Raw genomic sequence first — 14,099 nt, 5'->3', positions numbered from 1 at the left:
TAGCTGGCGTCGTTTGTAAATGAAAGATTCACGCTTTAGCGTTGGTCCAGATCGACCGAGTCACGACGTGCTCCCCCCCCTGTTACCGCGCCATGATTTTCGAGAACGCTCTCCAGATCAAGTGAGGGTGGCCGTTTTCGGGGCCACCGGATACATCGGACGATTTGTCGTGAAAGAGCTGGTAGAGCGTGGATATCAGGTGATGGCATTCGCCCGCGAATCCAGTGGAATCGGAGGACGAAAAGGTCAAGCCGATGTGGTGGCCGATTTCCCCGGTGCAGAGGTGAGATTTGGCGATGTCAGCAATCCGGCGTCACTAGCAACACATGCCTTCAACGAGCCCACCGATGTGGTGATTTCTTGCCTTGCATCAAGAACGGGCGGCAAGAAGGACTCATGGGCCATTGATTATGAAGCCAACCTCAACACCTACAACGAGGGACGGAAGGCTGGTGTAGCGCATTTCGTGATGCTTTCAGCCATCTGCGTACAGAAGCCAATTCTAGAATTCCAAAAAGCGAAGCTTGCATTCGAAACTCGGCTCCAAGAAGACGCAGAAATCACCCATACGATCGTTCGGCCCACAGCCTTTTTCAAAAGCATTGCAGGCCAATTTGAGAGCTGCAGAAAAGGTGCACCTTATGTGATGTTTGGCAATGGAGAGCTAACAAGTTGTAAGCCAATCAGTGAACAAGATCTTGCATGCTTCTTAGCTAATTGCGTTCATGAAACAGACAAAGTGAACCAAGTTTTACCCATCGGGGGACCCGGCCCGGCCTTGAGCGCGCGGACGCAAGGGGAAATGCTCTTCAAAACATTAGGCCGCTCCCCGAGAATGTTTTCGTTACCGATGGCAGTCATGAATGCCCCAACGGCCCTATTAGAAAAAGTTGCAGAGCTGATACCAGCCATGGAAGACACAGCTGAATTCGCCCGTATCGGTTGCTATTACGCCAGTGAATCGATGTTGGTATGGGACGAAAAGCGTGCTTGCTATGACCCCGATGCAACCCCTTCCTTTGGCGATGACACCCTCGAACAATTTTTCGCAAGGGTGCACAAAGAAGGAATGGCTGGCCAAGAGTTAGGGGATGCTGCTCTGTTTTAACGAGACCTCCTTCGTTATCCCAAAAAAAAATCCATCAGACACTGAATCAGAACACAAAGAAGACTTATCCCAGCTCTTCAATCTTTTCCTAGAACTGAGATCCATCAGGAGATGCACCCTTCCTTTGGGTCCAATGGCAGTTCGCTGCTCAGGCTTTGATTCCCAATTCAGCGAGGCTGAGCGAGACTGGCTAATCAATGATCACAACATCACGCATGGGGGAACCAGCGTTGAGTGGGGACTCGCAGCAACAACCGAGCAAAAGCTGGTTGGGCGACCGCCCCGGGCGCAGTCTTTTGCGCATTGGTGCTGCATTGTTGGGCACTGCCTTAGCAGGTACAGCGATTACCACAATCTGGCCCAAACCAGACGTTGCCGGCGCCGATGTGCCGTCGTCCGATGGGTTAACAAGCCTCGCTCCGCTTCCGGAACAAGCTGTGATGGTGCTGGTCGTCGGCCTTGATGCAGACACGATCAATGCCCCCTCCAACAAAGCAGCACCTCAAGGACCTGCCAACGCCGACAGTTTGATGCTGGTGAATATCAGCACGAAACAGCCTGTTCAGATTTTGCAGTTGCCAACAGAACTGGCCGTTCAACTGCCAGGAATCGAGAAGATGCAGGCTCTTTCTAAAACGTGGCAACACGGAGGAATCGCTCTCACCTCTGACGTCATTGGCGAGCTGATCGATCTTCCGACAAACAAGCCAGATCGCTACTTAGTCCTCCCCAGACAAGGCTTGCGCAGATTTGTGGAGGGACTTGGAGACATTGAAGTCACCCTGAACCAGACCTACAAATACGAGGACAAGTCCCAGGGCTACAGCGTGAACCTGCAGGCCGGACTGCAAACACTGAACGGCGCTCAGGCAGAACAACTCGCACGGCACAAACCCAAGCCCAATAACGACCATCAGCGCAGAGTGAGGCAACAGCTGTTGCTCCAAGGCGTGCATCAGCAGTTAGTGGAAATCGATGCCGTCACAGTGGTACCTGAGCTGCTGAATGTGTTTTCCAATCAAGTCACAACCGATATCAGCAGCACAGAGATGCTCAGCCTGATTGCTGCAGCGATCAGTGCGCCCTCACCACCAGTCATTACGGAGCTTCCTCTTGCTCCACGGGCCGGTCAGCAGATGCTGCGCGAACTGAAGCCAAATCTCAACTTGCCAATCTGGCCAGCTCAGAACTGATGGCTGGGTTCATGCGTTTCCAGCGCTGCTGGATGGAACGAACCAGTGCATCAGAAGCAGCCTCACCATCATCGGTCGTATCCAAGTGACCACACCAGGGCAAGCCGTCCCTTCGACGGGCCGTTACATCCCAGCGGCCGCCAAGTTGAGCTAAGCCAACCAATGGAATGTTGAGGGAGTGACACAGGGCGACGGAGGCCGGTGCGATGCCAGGGATCAAACCAGCTGCATTTGGTTGGACCAACAGCAGCACAGGACATCGCCAGGCCGCCAGCGCATCAAGCCAGCTTCCCGACGAGCCCTCAGCCATCGCCGCGTCTCCACTCAAACGCAGCAGTGTGGGGCGATTGTGATCGCGCTGCCGCGCGGCCAGTGCCTGCAAGCCGCTGTGGGGTTCCGACCCACAGGCCAACGGCACCAACTCAGCCGAAAAGCGATCGGCAAGCTGAAGAGCACCCTCACGCATCGAGAGCTCAGGAAGGGGGCCAGCTCCGACAAGAGCCAAGGTGAAATCGAGCATTGATCGACCCTAGGGAGATCCGATCCGCACCGTTTATGGATAGGAAGGCGATGCAGCACTACGATCAGATCATCGCCGTTCTCAAACACGGGCATCGTGACAAGTTTCCTCACCGCTGCCCGAGCCGAGCAAGAGAAATTGCAGCACGACACCAGACGTCTTCGCCTGTTTAGCGGCACCTCAAATCCCGCACTAGCGCGAGAAATTGCCGCCTATCTGGGTGTGCCCGATGGCCCGAAGGTTTGCAAGCGCTTCGCCGACGGTGAGCTATATGTGCAAATTCAGGAATCGATTCGCGGTTGCGATGTATTCCTGATCCAACCCACCTGCGCTCCGGTCAACGACAACCTGATGGAGCTGCTGATCATGGTGGATGCCTGCAGGCGGGCATCGGCGCGACAGATCACCGCGGTGGTCCCCTATTACGGTTATGCGCGCGCAGACCGAAAAACAGCCGGTCGGGAATCCATTGCCGCCAAGCTCACCGCCAATCTGCTCGTCAAATCAGGAGTTGATCGGGTGCTGGCAATGGATCTGCACTCAGCTCAGACCCAGGGGTATTTCGACATTCCCTGTGATCACATTTACGGTTCTCCCGTACTTGTGGACCACCTCGCCGCCCAAAACCTGGGAGAGGTGGTGGTGGTGTCTCCTGACGTGGGTGGCGTGGCCAGGGCCCGAGCCTTTGCCAAGCAAATGAACGACGCTCCTCTCGCCATCATCGACAAGCGGCGCACCGGTCACAACATGGCTGAAAGCCTCACCGTGATTGGTGATGTGAGTGGCCGCACGGCGATCCTGATCGACGACATGATTGATACCGGAGGCACGATCTGTTCCGGCGCCAGGCTGCTGAGAGAGCAAGGAGCCGAAAGGGTGATTGCCTGTGCCACCCATCCTGTGTTCTCGCCTCCAGCCATTGAACGCTTGTCGGCAGAGGGGCTTTTCGAGCAGGTGGTGGTCACCAACAGCATTCCAATCGAACCCGATCGCACATTTGACCAACTCCATGTGCTCTCAGTTGCCAACATGCTCGGCGAAGCGATCTGGCGCATCCATGAGGAAAGTTCTGTCAGCTCGATGTTCCGCTAACTCAACCCAAGCTTGATCTGTCGTGTTGCGACACTTTTTTTCGGCGCTCGGCCTTCCATTCCTCCTGCTCATGTCCCCGCCAGCCACGCTTGGCCAAGGCACCGACGTCCTGCTGAGCAAAAGTCGTCTACCGAGTGTGGAACGAAAACAGGCGCTGGGAGTATGGCTCACCAATAGCCCAAGCCCGCTGTATTACGACCAGCGGACCATCAAACAAGCCGTGGATGAGCTTGAGCAAGCGGGATTCTCCGTGCTCTATCCCAATGTTTGGAGTCGTGGAACGACGTTTCACACCAGTGAGTTTGCCCCGCTGGAGCCAGCCCTCAAGACCGCTGGTGTGACGGTGGATCCGATTTGCACCCTGAGCAAGGAAGCTCACAAGCGCGGGATGAAAGTGGTGCCCTGGTTTGAATACGGATTAATGGAGCCCGCCTCGGCAGAGGTGGTTCAAGCCAATCCGGAGTGGGTGTTGTCACGGGCCAACGGTGACCCGGTGATGAAGATGCATGGCAAGGAGATGGTGTGGCTCAATCCTGCGCACCCCCAAGTGCGCGAGCGCTTCATCAGCCTCGTGGTGGAGGTAATGAAACGCTGCCGGATGGACGGGCTGCAACTCGACGACCACTTCGCTTGGCCAGTGGAATTGGGTTACGACCCCTACACCTCAGCGCTTTACAAGGCTGAATTCGGCATGGCTCCGCCCCGCGATTACACCAATCGCTATTGGATGACCTGGCGTCGCCGCCAACTCACCGGTTTACTGCGCGACCTTCGCATCCGCTTGGAACAAGAATCACTGCCGGTGCGCATTAGCCTGTCGCCGGGTCCCTTTCGGTTTGCTTACAACAACTGGCTTCAAGATTGGGAGCTCTGGGCCGTGGGTCAACTGATTGATGATCTCGTCGTTCAAAACTATGCCTATTCCCTCAGGGGGTATGCCAAAGATCTCGACCAGCCCGCCCTACGCAAAGCCCGCGAATGGGGCATCCCCATCCAAATTGGCGTCTTAGCTGGCTTCGGCAAACGGACAACTTCAATGGATGTATTGAAGGAAAAGGTACGACTGGCAAATGATCGCGGCTATGGCGTTATTTACTTTTATTGGGAAGGATTATGGGGCCAACATTCAGGATCAGAAGGAGCTCAATACCGCAAGGAAATGTTTAAACAAATGGGTGCACAGTAAAGACTTTTACTTTCATTGATTAAGCGGGCTTTATCCCAACATCATCTCCACAACTTCACGGGTGTTAGAGGAAAGCTGGGCAGCGGAGAGCTGATCCAGGGCTGCCTTCACAAGCGCTTGACGCTTGCTGCTGTAGGTGCCCCAGCGACTGAAAACCTTGGCAAGACGCGACGCCGTAATCGCGTTGCGCTGATCCACGGCAATGATTTGTTCAGCCATGAACTGATAGCCGCTGCCATCTTCAGCGTGGAACACCAACAGGTTCCCCGCGAATCCACCCAGCACCGCACGCACCGCATTGGGAGCCATCGGATCAAAGCGTGGATGCTGCAAAAGAGAGGAAACACGCTGCAAGCCATCCGCCCGAGGAGTGGATGCTTCCAAGGCAAACCAGCTGTCAAAGATCACTGGCTTCTCTTGCCAACGATCGTGGAATTGCCTCAAGGCTTCCTCTCGTTCTGGGCAATCCAAAGGCTGGAGCGCCCGCAGGGCAGCCCGCGCCAAAGTCATCGACGGACCACTGACGCCAGCCAAAGCATCTGAACGCACAGCTGAATCTCCGGCTGCAGCCAGCCAAGCCCAGATCAAACCGGTGAGTTGTCGTTGCCCCTGCCCCTCGGGCCAAGCCAGTGCAAGATCGGGCGCAACCTGATCCAGCCGCTCGCGCAGCAAGGGGGCCAAAGACTGACCAAATTGCTCGCGCAGCGCGCAAGCCGCTCGGTAGAGCGCTGGTGGATCAGCCTCCTGCTGGAGTGCTTCCAACTCAGGGCCACCGGGGAAGGCCATCAACGTGGCCAGCACCGCTGGGTCCTGTTCTCCAGCCTCGGCCAGAAGTACGGACAAAGCCTCCAACATCTGGCCTTCCAAATCGGCATTCGGGGTTCCAGAGGCCCGCGCCAGCACAATCCTTCGCCACAGTTGTTGTCCCGCATCCCAACGGGCGAATGGATCGTTGTCGCAGGCCAACAAGGTGAACAGCTCAGCCGGCTCTTGACTCGCCTCCCAGTGCACTGGAGCAGAAAATTGCCTGAACAGGGAGAGGGCAGGGGGCTGCTCAGAACAAGGCAAACCCTTGAGTTCCAGCGTGTGCTCCTCCTGATCCAGCACGAGGAGCTGCTCTTCCATAGGCACACCATTGGCTGGGACCAGAGCCCAGAGCAAGGGAATCACCAGAGGCAGCTTTTTGGGCTGACCTGGCGTTGGCGGGGTGCTTTGACGCAAGCTCAGGAGCAACACTCCTCGCCTGGAATCCCAATCACGCTTCACCGTCACCGTGGGAGTGCCCGCTTGGTCATACCAACGTTTGAACTGCTCACAATCAAACCCAAGCGGTTCTCCCTGCGAGCAAGCACCTTCCACAATGGCCGACACAAAATCGTCTGTGGTGGCCGCTTCACCGTCATGGCGTTTGAAATAAAGAGCCATGCCACGCATGAATCGTGTCTCGCCAAGAAGCGTTCTGAGCATGCGAATCAACTCAGCGCCCTTCTCGTAAATCGTGGTGGTATAAAAATTGCTGATCGCCTGATAAGCATCTGGCTTTACCGGATGGGCTGTGGGACCCGCATCTTCCCGAAACTGCGTGTTGCGCAGCATCGCTGCATCTTCAATCCTCTTTAAGGCTTCTGAATGAAGATCAGCGGTGAAACATTGATCCCTAAAGACGGTGAGTCCTTCTTTTAAAGAGAGCTGAAACCAATCACGACAGGTGATGCGATTCCCCGACCAATTGTGGAAATATTCGTGGGCAACAACACTTTCAATACGCTCGAGTTCAGCATCGGATGCGGTTTCCGCATCGGCCAAAACTAATTTCGAGTTAAAAATATTGAGGCTCTTGTTCTCCATCGCGCCCATGTTGAAATGGCGCACCGCAACGGTATTGAACTCATCCAGGTCGTATTCCAAGCCGTACACCTGTTCATCCCAAGCCATCGATCGCTTCAACGACTCCATCGCATGGGCCGTGAAGGGCTCATCACCTGGCTCCACGTGAAGCCTCAGGCTCACATTGCGGCCGGAACGGGTCACAAACCGATCGCGGACTTCGTTGAGATTTCCAGCGACTAGGGCAAACAGATAGGACGGCTTAAGGGAGGGGTCCTCCCAAGTCACCTCATGGCGTGTGGGATCACCAGCAAGTGGCCCAGCACTTAGGGCATTGCCATTGGAGAGCAACACCGGATAACGCTCGCGATCGGCCTCGATGCGCACGCTGAAACGACTGAGCACTTCGGGGCGATCCGGGTGATACGTAATCCGCCTAAACCCCTCGGCTTCGCACTGCGTAGTCAGCATTCCTCCACTGGCATAGAGGCCCTCAAGCGAGGTGTTGGCCTGGGGGTCAATCCTGCAGACTGTCTTGAGCTGAAAAGGCACCTGCGGAGGCTGGTGAATCACCAGTCGCTCGGCGGACACGTTGTAGTCGGAAGGCTTAAGCGCGTTGTCATCGATGGCGATCGATTGCAACAACAAATCCACCCCTTGAAGCACAAGCGCTTGTGGTTCCGCCCCCAACAGCGGAGTGAGCTCCATGCAACAGCTCACCTCAACGGCATCAGACCCGATCACCACATCCAGAGCAATGGATGGAATACGCCAGGGGAAGGGCTTGTAATCCTTCAACCGAATCGTCGGAGCAGTGATGGAGGCGGAAGCCATGGGGAAGAGAGTCTGCATCGATCTTGGCGGGCAGACGTCCCCCGTGGAGGCTGATCCGATGATTGAGCGGCCTATTGAGCGGCCTTCTGTTTCTTCAACGCGTCTTCCACCTTGGTCTTGACGTCGGCAGGCACCTTGTCGGGGCAGAACTGCATGGCACCGGTGATGATTTGAAACTCGGCACCGGCAAACAGCTGCTCATTGGTCAGCTTCTTAATCCCTGTCGATGCAACCTTGCCACCGTGGCGTCCATTGAGGAGCTGGACATAGGTTGCGGCAGCAATGCCAACAGCTTTAGGAAACTCAATCCCTGCCGTGCGGGCATTGCAGACGTAGGACGAGCCCATACCGCGATAGAGGAAGACTTCCTCGTTGCTTGCAGGCGACGTCGGCGCCTTTCCGGCTGACTGAGCCATCGCAGCAGGACCTGCTAAGCAGAGAGGCAGCAGAAGCAATGGTGCCGACAGAGCAGTACGGAGTCGGATAAGGGGACGCAAAGGATCAAACCGGAATACGCCGCCATGGTGCCGCATCCTCCCCGATTCGGGCTAGTGGAGAGATGTCTAAATTTGACTCAATTTGATCCAAATCGGATCTTTTTCAGAGCGGAATCGGAGCTGAAGCATCCTCCATCCTTGTTTCATGATGATGTTCAACGATCTCGAGCACGTTGTTTTGCCAGCTGTAAATCGCTCGAGAGCGATAGCGGTCCTCATCAATTAACCGGGTGTACTCCTGGACATCCCAATCTCCGTAATGGGATTCAAACACCATCTCGTGTTCATCCACCTGTCGAATCCGGGTGCGATGAGGCGTTGGCTCGAGATAGGCACGATTCCGTTGCAGCTGATGGCCCATCAAGGTGGCTTCCATCACACCAGCTTTCTCGTAGCGGGGTTTGCGATCAAAAAAGTCGGTGTCGCGTTCAGGCCACCAACTAAATCGGTAGCGGGGCTCACCAAACTGAAATTCCGAAAAGATCTCAACCCGAATCATCATGTCGAGGAAAAAAACTTCCTCGTTGTTGAAGAGGTATTGACGCCTCGATCTCCAAAGACCCAAGTTGCGCGCAAACCACCGTCTCAGATTGCTATCAAGATGCACGCGCTCAGAGGGCGGGGGCGCTCCGTGGGGAGGGTTTGAGCCTCGTTGTTCAAGCGGCAGAAGGGGCATGCCGTCTCCTAGGTAACAACAGAGTGTTCACCTTCTTCTTAGCGGATCTGCGAGGCAGAGCAAAAACCCATAAGGTAAGCCTCAACATTGCGTAGCTCCCTCGGTGGATGGGATTGATCGCAATCCGCGCCAACAATTGAGTTTGTTACTCGTTGCCGGTCGCCACCATTTGTCCAGCCGCGACCTTCGCGAGTTGGTGGAATTTCTGCAGAACGAAGATTGCGGGTTCGATGTCAGTCTTCAAATCTCAGATCCAACCCAACAACCTGAGTTGCTGGAACTGCACCGCCTGGTGGTGACACCATCACTGGTGAAGCTGCAACCGCAACCAAAGCAGGTGTTTGCGGGAAGCAGCATCTTTCAACAACTGCGGGGCTGGTTGCCGCGCTGGCAGCAGGACGAGGTGGTGAGCGGACTTGGTTTAAGTCTTAAACCCACAGAACTGGATGGCAGCCGCACCCAACGGGAGCTCCAACTCGAAGATCAGTTGCTGGTGCTGCGTCAGGAAAACGAAACATTGATTGATCGCCTGGAAGCGCAAGAGCGCTTGCTGAGGATGGTGGCCCATGAACTACGGACGCCACTCACCGCTGCGACTCTTGCCGTACAAAGCCAGCAATTAGGCCAGATCGATATCCATCGCTTCAGGGATGTCCTCAAAAGACGCCTCGAGGAAATCGCCCTGCTGTCGAAAGATCTGCTGGAAGTGGGGAGCACACGCTGGGAAGCACTGTTCAACCCTCAGCGCCTTGATTTAGCCAGTGTGGCCGCTGAAGCGATTCTGGAACTGGAGAAACTCTGGCTCGGCAGAGATGTGACCATCCACACCGACATCCCTGCGGATCTGCCCAAGGTGTTTGCGGATCAACGCAGGATGCGCCAGGTGCTCCTCAATTTGCTTGAAAACGCCCTGAAGTACACACCCAACGGAGGATTGATCTCCTTAACCATGCTTCACCGCACCAGTCAGTGGGTGCAGGTGAGCATCAGCGACAGCGGACCAGGCATTCCGGAAGAAGAGCAGCAACGCATTTTTCTTGACCGCGTCCGGCTTCCTCAAACATCAGCTGGGGCCTCGGGTTTTGGGGTTGGACTCTCGGTGTGCCGGCGCATTGTGGAAGTGCATGGCGGCAGGATCTGGGTGATCTCGGAACCAGACAAAGGAGCCTGCTTCACCTTCAACGTGCCCGTCTGGCAGGGGCAAGGTCAAGAGAAGGAGAACGTTGCCTTGACGGAGGGTCAGGCTGAACCGTAATTTCACTGGGTGCCGGAAGTTCTCAAGACCTTTCGTTCACGTTCTTGGCCCCATCGTCTAGAGGCCTAGGACACCTCCCTTTCACGGAGGCGACAGGGGTTCGAATCCCCTTGGGGCTACTGAAGACCTGGATGACACTTCATCCGGATCCAATGAACACTCTCCTCACGGGGGGAGTTTTTTTTATGCGGCACCGGCGCTTGGCGACAGCCTGCAGATGGCTAGAAGCCAACATCAACGTCCCTGAAACCACTCTGTCCAAGCCCAGCAACTGGCTGCTCTGCCAGCCCAGCAAATTGATCTGAAAGAACAGTAGAAAGAGTTAGTGAGCGGCTCTGCGTCGTGCTTCCGCTTCAACAGCTTTGAGGTTGGTCGTGAGATCGTCGCGCAGCCGTTGTTCGATCAGGCCGATGGGCATTCCTAAACAGCCCTGCACGGTGAGTTCGTAGAAGAGGGCTGTGGCGTCCGGCATGGTTCTCAACCGCCAGGTTCCCTCAAAGCGCCGGAAGTCGCCCTTCTTCATCTTGAATCTCAGCGCCCCTTCTGAAAGAAATTCTTCGAGCTCTAGCTCCACGGAGGCCGAAAACTTCATTCCTAGAAATTGCTGACACCCCTCTTGCTGCAAATGCACTTTGTTGCCCTCTCGAAGCAGCAAACGACTGCTTGCAAGATTGGGAATGAAAGTACTGAGTTGGTCGTAATCCGTCAGAACAGCCCAAATCTGATCGGAGGAAACCGGCGTTAACAGCTGAGCGGCGAGGCGACGAACGCCATCAGCCATCCTCTCAACGGTTTGTTCAATGGGTTGGTGATTCGAAGACATCGCCTCTCCAGTGGGCGTTTCGCCACGCTTCAGTTGTGTCAGACCACTGATAGTTGCCAAACCGTTTTCGCTTCTAATCCTGAGAGATTGACGTCGTTGACTCTAAGGAAGAAACTTCAATTCAGCGAAAATTGAGTAGCAAGTCAGTGATGACGCTTATAGTCGCGCCTTAACAGGACGTTTTCAATGCGAGTAAGCGCGTCTCCTCAGACAACCTCTGATGAAAGGGCATTCACGATTGTCTTCACAGGCTTGGGTGGACGTCGCGCAGAGCTATCTCGCCTAAACGTCTCTTACAGCCGCCTTCGGGACACAATGTGCGTGCTTCTCTCCAGGGGAGCGCGCATCCAGTCGGTGAGTCCAGCGGGCTCAGAGCCGGCAGCCGCACCTATTAAATCCGCACTCCCAGTCTCTGCACCTGTGACTACTTCCAAACCCAAGGCCGCAGCCCAAGCTGTGCCAGTCAATCTGTACAAGCCCAAAGCTCCCTTCCTCGGAACAGTCACTGAGAATTATTCCCTTCTCAAAGAGGGAGCGATTGGCCGCGTGCAGCACATCACCTTCGATTTGAGCGGTGGTGATCCACACCTTGAATACGTCGAAGGGCAGAGCATCGGCATCGTTCCTGCTGGTGAAGATGCCAAAGGCAAGCCCCACAAACTGCGTCTGTACTCGATTGCCAGTACGCGCCACGGCGACAATCTCGAGGGCAACACGGTGTCCCTCTGTGTACGCCATCTCCAGTACGAAAAGGATGGAGAAACCATCAACGGCGTTTGCTCGACCTACCTCTGCGACGTTGAGCCCGGCACCAAGGTCAAAATCACAGGGCCTGTTGGCAAGGAAATGCTTCTTCCCGAGGACGAAGAAGCCAATGTGATCATGCTGGCCACCGGCACAGGAATCGCCCCCATGCGCACCTATCTGCGTCGCATGTTTGAGCCAAAAGAACGCGCAGAGAACGGTTGGAATTTCCGAGGCAAAGCCTGGTTGTTTATGGGAGCACCTAAAACAGCCAACCTGCTTTACGACGAGGACTTCCTCCATTACGAGAAGGAATATCCCGACAATTTCCGCTACACCAAAGCCATCAGCCGCGAAGAGCAGAATCCAAAGGGCGGCCGGATGTACATCCAAGACCGCGTGTCTGAGCATGCTGAGGAGATTTTCGCGATGATCGAGGATCCCAAAACCCACGTCTATATGTGTGGCCTTCGTGGGATGGAGCCCGGCATTGATGAAGCCATGTCCGCAGCAGCCGAAGCGAAGGGGCTCGACTGGTCCGAACTTCGCCCCAAACTCAAGAAAGCTCACCGCTGGCACGTTGAGACTTACTAAACCTCAAAGATCTCAGCCTCAACGTTGAGTGAATCAAGCTCGCCATTGGTGGGCTTTTTTGATGGCCAATCCTGTTGTTTTTCAGGAGACAGCCACAAAACCCAGCCTGCAGGAAGAATTGCGCTGTCCGATCGAGAAATCCTGGTTAAACCTTCCTAAGAGGTGCTGTAGCCATGACCGCAACGATCACAAACCCACTGAGGGTTGGGCTGCGACAGGAGCGGGTGATCGCTCCCCAGTGCCTGGTGATTTTTGGAGCAAGCGGCGACCTGACCCATCGCAAGCTGGTTCCAGCCCTCTTTGAGTTGTTTCAACAACGACGACTTCCCAGCGAATTTGCCCTCCTGGGCTGCGCCAGAAGGCCTTGGAGCGACGAAGAATTCCGCAGCAAAATGGCTGAGGCGATGGGTGACAAGGTTCGCGACCATCCCGAGGCGTGGGAGCAATTTTCTGCCGGAATGTTTTACGAACCGGTGGACCTTCAGAAACCTGAAGACGTCGTGAAACTCGGGGGTCGCCTTCAGGAGATCGACCGTCTTAGAGCCACACGAAGCAACCGCACCTTTTACCTGTCGGTTTCACCTAAGTTTTATGCCAGTGGCTGCCGCGCTCTGGCCGATGCAGGCCTGTTGAAGGATCCCCAACGCAGTCGCGTTGTGATTGAAAAACCATTCGGACGGGACTACGGCAGCGCCCAATCCCTCAACAGGGTGGTTCAAGGCTGCGGCCAAGAGAACCAGATCTTTCGCATCGACCACTACCTCGGCAAGGAAACGGTCCAAAACATCATGGTGATGCGGTTCGCCAACGCGATTTTCGAGCCCATCTGGAATCGGAACTACATCTCCAGCGTTCAGATCACGGCCTCGGAAACGGTGGGAGTCGAAGAGCGGGCCGGTTACTACGAAACGTCAGGTGCCCTGCGCGACATGGTGCAAAACCACCTCACCCAAATGTTGGCGATTACCGCCATGGAAACCCCTGGACGCTTTGATCCAGAAGCCATCCGAAGTGAAAAGGCCAAGGTTCTTCAAGCGGCACGCCTGGCTGATGAACTTGAACCCTGGAACTGCTGCATCCGCGGGCAATACGGACCTGGCGGCAGCGACGGCGCTCCCCTCAGCGGCTACCGGCAAGAACCAGGCGTCGATCCCCACAGCACCACGGAGACGTACGTGGCGATGAAGCTGTTCATCGACAACTGGCGCTGGCAGGGCGTTCCTTTTTATGTGCGCACCGGCAAACGCCTCGCCAAGCGCCTGAGCGAAGTGGTGTTGACCTTCCGCGAAGCCCCCGTTCACCTCTTCGATGCTGCCGGTGGCAGTCCAACGGCCAACCAGCTCATCTTGCGCATTCAGCCCGATGAAGGTGCTGAATTCAAATTTGAAGTGAAATCTCCAGGCTCAGGAATGCGCAGCCGGCCTGTCGAGATGGAATTTTCCTATGACGAATCCTTTGGCGAACCATCGGATGAGGGCTATGTGCGCCTTCTCGCAGACGCCATGTTGAGCGATCCAACGCTCTTCACCCGGAGCGATGAGGTGGAAGCAGCTTGGAGGCTTTACACCCCTCTGCTGGAACTGATCGAAGACAGCCCCTGGAAACTGCCTATTCACCCCTACGAGTCACGCACCTGGGGACCTGCCGCTGCCGATGCCCTGTTAGCCCAAGACGGTCTGCTCTGGCGTCGCCCCTAGATCAAGCCCAAAACAAGATCCAATTTCACCTCGTTTCCGCCCTCCCTCAGGCC

The 14,099-nt window shown here is 55.6% G+C and carries 13 protein-coding genes and 1 tRNA gene; 9 read left to right on the top strand and 5 right to left on the bottom strand.

Annotation, left to right across the window (positions count from 1 at the left end; all coding sequences use genetic code 11):
* The first annotated feature begins 67 nt into the window (after positions 1-67).
* Both SynROS8604_RS05810 and SynROS8604_RS05805 read left to right on the top strand, forming a co-directional pair.
* On the top strand, positions 68-1,108 hold the full coding sequence (locus tag SynROS8604_RS05810; protein WP_304623185.1) for an NAD(P)-dependent oxidoreductase: 1,041 nt from the start codon (positions 68-70) through the stop codon (positions 1,106-1,108).
* Between the two features lie 215 nt (positions 1,109-1,323).
* On the top strand, positions 1,324-2,301 hold the full coding sequence (locus SynROS8604_RS05805; protein WP_186545838.1) for an LCP family protein: 978 nt from the start codon (positions 1,324-1,326) through the stop codon (positions 2,299-2,301).
* Here the strand turns inward: SynROS8604_RS05805 and SynROS8604_RS05800 are convergent.
* The gene (locus SynROS8604_RS05800) at positions 2,270-2,821 is read right to left on the bottom strand and encodes a hypothetical protein (protein ID WP_186545479.1); all 552 of its coding nucleotides are present in this window, start codon (positions 2,819-2,821) and stop codon (positions 2,270-2,272) included. The two genes, SynROS8604_RS05805 and SynROS8604_RS05800, sit on opposite strands and share 32 nt — an antisense overlap.
* A 96-nt stretch (positions 2,822-2,917) precedes the next feature.
* Between SynROS8604_RS05800 and SynROS8604_RS05795 the strand changes: the two genes are divergently transcribed.
* Together SynROS8604_RS05795 and SynROS8604_RS05790 are read left to right on the top strand one after the other, a co-directional pair.
* On the top strand, positions 2,918-3,913 hold the full coding sequence (locus tag SynROS8604_RS05795) for a ribose-phosphate pyrophosphokinase (protein ID WP_186545478.1): 996 nt from the start codon (positions 2,918-2,920) through the stop codon (positions 3,911-3,913).
* Between the two features lie 70 nt (positions 3,914-3,983).
* The gene (locus tag SynROS8604_RS05790) at positions 3,984-5,099 is read left to right on the top strand and encodes a glycoside hydrolase family 10 protein (protein WP_186545477.1); all 1,116 of its coding nucleotides are present in this window, start codon (positions 3,984-3,986) and stop codon (positions 5,097-5,099) included.
* Between the two features lie 30 nt (positions 5,100-5,129).
* Here the strand turns inward: SynROS8604_RS05790 and pepN are convergent, their stop codons facing one another.
* From pepN to SynROS8604_RS05775, 3 genes are all read right to left on the bottom strand, one after another.
* Entirely contained in the window at positions 5,130-7,760 is a 2,631-nt protein-coding gene (pepN, locus tag SynROS8604_RS05785; protein WP_255445230.1) for an aminopeptidase N, read from the bottom strand.
* Between the two features lie 71 nt (positions 7,761-7,831).
* Positions 7,832-8,293 carry a cAMP phosphodiesterase gene (locus tag SynROS8604_RS05780; RefSeq protein ID WP_186545475.1) on the bottom strand — a complete coding sequence of 154 codons (462 nt, stop codon included), beginning with the start codon at positions 8,291-8,293 and terminating at the stop codon, positions 7,832-7,834.
* A gap of 67 nt (positions 8,294-8,360) precedes the next feature.
* The gene (locus SynROS8604_RS05775) at positions 8,361-8,933 is read right to left on the bottom strand and encodes a hypothetical protein (RefSeq protein ID WP_186545474.1); all 573 of its coding nucleotides are present in this window, start codon (positions 8,931-8,933) and stop codon (positions 8,361-8,363) included.
* A gap of 103 nt (positions 8,934-9,036) precedes the next feature.
* Here SynROS8604_RS05775 and SynROS8604_RS05770 point away from each other — a divergent pair, with 103 nt between their 5' ends.
* The 3 genes from SynROS8604_RS05770 (at position 9,037) to SynROS8604_RS05760 (ending at position 10,493) form a co-directional block, all read left to right on the top strand.
* Positions 9,037-10,188 carry a histidine kinase gene (locus SynROS8604_RS05770; protein WP_006852298.1) on the top strand — a complete coding sequence of 384 codons (1,152 nt, stop codon included), beginning with the start codon at positions 9,037-9,039 and terminating at the stop codon, positions 10,186-10,188.
* A gap of 46 nt (positions 10,189-10,234) precedes the next feature.
* A tRNA-Glu gene (locus SynROS8604_RS05765) sits at positions 10,235-10,307 on the top strand.
* 33 nt (positions 10,308-10,340) lie between these two features.
* Entirely contained in the window at positions 10,341-10,493 is a 153-nt protein-coding gene (locus tag SynROS8604_RS05760; protein WP_186545473.1) for a hypothetical protein, read from the top strand.
* A gap of 17 nt (positions 10,494-10,510) precedes the next feature.
* Here the strand turns inward: SynROS8604_RS05760 and SynROS8604_RS05755 are convergent, their stop codons facing one another.
* Positions 10,511-11,011, bottom strand: a complete 501-nt coding sequence (locus SynROS8604_RS05755) for an SRPBCC family protein (RefSeq protein WP_186545837.1) — start codon at positions 11,009-11,011, stop codon at positions 10,511-10,513.
* Between the two features lie 186 nt (positions 11,012-11,197).
* On the opposite strand from SynROS8604_RS05755, the gene SynROS8604_RS05750 reads away from it, so the two are divergent.
* Both SynROS8604_RS05750 and zwf read left to right on the top strand, forming a co-directional pair.
* Positions 11,198-12,349 (top strand): FAD-binding oxidoreductase, encoded by a 1,152-nt coding sequence (locus SynROS8604_RS05750; protein ID WP_186545472.1) that lies wholly within the window; start codon positions 11,198-11,200, stop codon positions 12,347-12,349.
* A gap of 173 nt (positions 12,350-12,522) precedes the next feature.
* Positions 12,523-14,046, top strand: coding sequence for a glucose-6-phosphate dehydrogenase (gene zwf, locus SynROS8604_RS05745; protein ID WP_006852295.1), 1,524 nt, complete (start codon positions 12,523-12,525; stop codon positions 14,044-14,046).
* Positions 14,047-14,099 lie beyond the last annotated feature (53 nt).

The sequence above is a fragment of the Synechococcus sp. ROS8604 genome, from assembly GCF_014279655.1.
In the GTDB taxonomy this organism is placed as follows: domain Bacteria; phylum Cyanobacteriota; class Cyanobacteriia; order PCC-6307; family Cyanobiaceae; genus Synechococcus_C.
The sequence above is the reverse complement of the archived record's forward strand: the minus strand, read 5'-3'. Positions and strand labels throughout refer to the sequence as shown.

Coding starts and splice junctions, on each gene's coding strand:
- SynROS8604_RS05805 (WP_186545838.1), top strand. CDS start 1,324: ATGGGGGAACCAGCGTTGAGTGGGGACTCGCAGCAACAACCGAGCAAA.
- SynROS8604_RS05800 (WP_186545479.1), bottom strand. CDS start 2,821: ATGCTCGATTTCACCTTGGCTCTTGTCGGAGCTGGCCCCCTTCCTGAG.
- SynROS8604_RS05790 (WP_186545477.1), top strand. CDS start 3,984: ATGTCCCCGCCAGCCACGCTTGGCCAAGGCACCGACGTCCTGCTGAGC.
- pepN (WP_255445230.1), bottom strand. CDS start 7,760: ATGGCTTCCGCCTCCATCACTGCTCCGACGATTCGGTTGAAGGATTAC.
- SynROS8604_RS05780 (WP_186545475.1), bottom strand. CDS start 8,293: ATGCGGCACCATGGCGGCGTATTCCGGTTTGATCCTTTGCGTCCCCTT.
- SynROS8604_RS05775 (WP_186545474.1), bottom strand. CDS start 8,933: ATGCCCCTTCTGCCGCTTGAACAACGAGGCTCAAACCCTCCCCACGGA.
- SynROS8604_RS05760 (WP_186545473.1), top strand. CDS start 10,341: ATGAACACTCTCCTCACGGGGGGAGTTTTTTTTATGCGGCACCGGCGC.
- SynROS8604_RS05755 (WP_186545837.1), bottom strand. CDS start 11,011: ATGTCTTCGAATCACCAACCCATTGAACAAACCGTTGAGAGGATGGCT.
- SynROS8604_RS05750 (WP_186545472.1), top strand. CDS start 11,198: ATGCGAGTAAGCGCGTCTCCTCAGACAACCTCTGATGAAAGGGCATTC.
- zwf (WP_006852295.1), top strand. CDS start 12,523: ATGACCGCAACGATCACAAACCCACTGAGGGTTGGGCTGCGACAGGAG.